This window comes from Bradyrhizobium jicamae (genome assembly GCF_001440395.1).
Taxonomy (GTDB): Bacteria; Pseudomonadota; Alphaproteobacteria; order Rhizobiales; family Xanthobacteraceae; genus Bradyrhizobium; species Bradyrhizobium jicamae.
Genome location: NZ_LLXZ01000122.1, coordinates 1 through 1,591 on the forward strand (window position 1 = coordinate 1; position 1,591 = coordinate 1,591).

Sequence of the window (1,591 nt, forward strand, 5' to 3'; positions counted from 1 at the left end):
GCCGAATATCTGCTTGGCCTCGGCTATGAGGTCCACGGCATCAAGCGGCGGTCGTCCTCGTTCAACACCGCGCGGATCGATCACATCTACCAGGACCCGCATTCGCGCAACGTGCCGTTCCTGCTGCATTACGGCGACATGACCGACTCGACCAACCTGATCCGGCTGATGCAGCAGATCAGGCCGACCGAGATCTACAACCTCGCCGCCCAGAGCCATGTCGGCGTCAGCTTTGAGAGCCCGGAATACACCGCCAATGCCGACGCGATCGGCGTGCTGCGGCTTTTGGAAGCGATCCGGATTCTCGGGATGGAGGCGGAGACGCGGTTCTATCAGGCCTCGACCTCCGAACTCTACGGCCTGGTCCAGGAAGTGCCGCAGAAGGAGACCACGCCGTTCTACCCGCGCTCGCCCTATGGCGTGGCCAAACTGTATGGCTACTGGATCACGGTGAACTACCGCGAGGCCTACGGCATGTTTGCCTCGAACGGCATCCTGTTCAACCATGAGAGCCCGATCCGCGGCGAGACCTTCGTCACCCGCAAGATCACCCGCAGCGTCGCCCGCATCGAGGTTGGCTTGGAAGACACGCTCTATCTCGGCAACCTTGACGCCAAGCGCGACTGGGGCCATGCGCGGGATTATATCGAGGGCATGCACAAAATCCTGCAGGCGGACGTGGCAGACGACTTCGTGCTGGCGACCGGCGAGACCCGGTCGGTGCGCGAATTCGTCGAGGTGGCGTTTGCCGAAGTCGGCCGCCGCATCGAATGGCGTGGCAAGGGCGTCGAGGAGACCGGCGTCGACAGCAAATCCGGCAAGATCCTTCTACGCATCGACCCCGTCTACTTCCGCCCCACCGAAGTCGATCTTCTGGTCGGCGACGCCAGCAAGGCGCGGGACAAGCTCGGCTGGAAGCCCAGGACGTCGTTTGCCCAGCTGGTCAAGGAAATGGTCGCGAGCGACCTCGCAGATGCCCGGCGGGAGGTCGCCAATGGCAAGCCTGCCGTTTGAACTGAGGGGCAAGACGGTCTACGTCGCCGGCCATCGCGGCATGGTCGGCGCGGCGCTGGTGCGCCGGCTCGCTGCGGAGAACGTCGAACTGTTGACGGTGACGCGCAATGAAGTCGATCTGCGTGACCAGGCGGCGGTCAACGCGTGGTTCGCCGCCAAACGCCCGCAGGTGGTGTTTCTGGCGGCGGCCAAAGTGGGCGGCATCGTCGCCAACAACACGCTGCGCGCCGAATTCCTCTACGACAATCTGGCGATCGCTGCGAACGTGATCCATGCGGCGCATGTCCATGGCGCCGGGAAACTGATGTTCCTCGGCTCGTCCTGCATCTACCCCAAACTGGCGCCGCAGCCGCTGCGCGAGGATTCCATGCTGACGGGTCCGCTGGAGCCGACCAACGAGCCCTATGCGATTGCCAAGATCGCCGGCATCAAGATGGTGGAAGCCTATCGCAGCCAGTATGGCGCCGACTTCATCAATGTGATGCCGACCAACCTCTACGGACGCGGCGACAATTATCATCCCGAATACAGCCATGTCGTCGCCGCGCTGATCCGCCGCTTCCACGAGGCCAAGGTT

The 1,591-nt window shown here is 63.2% G+C and carries 2 protein-coding genes; both read left to right on the forward strand.

Features of this window, described 5'->3' with window-relative positions; genetic code table 11:
- The coding region (gene gmd / locus CQ12_RS20525) for a GDP-mannose 4,6-dehydratase (protein WP_057837127.1) at positions 1-1,014 on the forward strand (1,014 nt) is incomplete at its 5' end.
- Positions 995-1,591, forward strand: a 597-nt coding sequence (locus CQ12_RS20530) for an NAD-dependent epimerase/dehydratase family protein (RefSeq protein WP_198164213.1), incomplete at its 3' end; no start/stop codon positions are given. The genes gmd and CQ12_RS20530, both read left to right, overlap by 20 nt.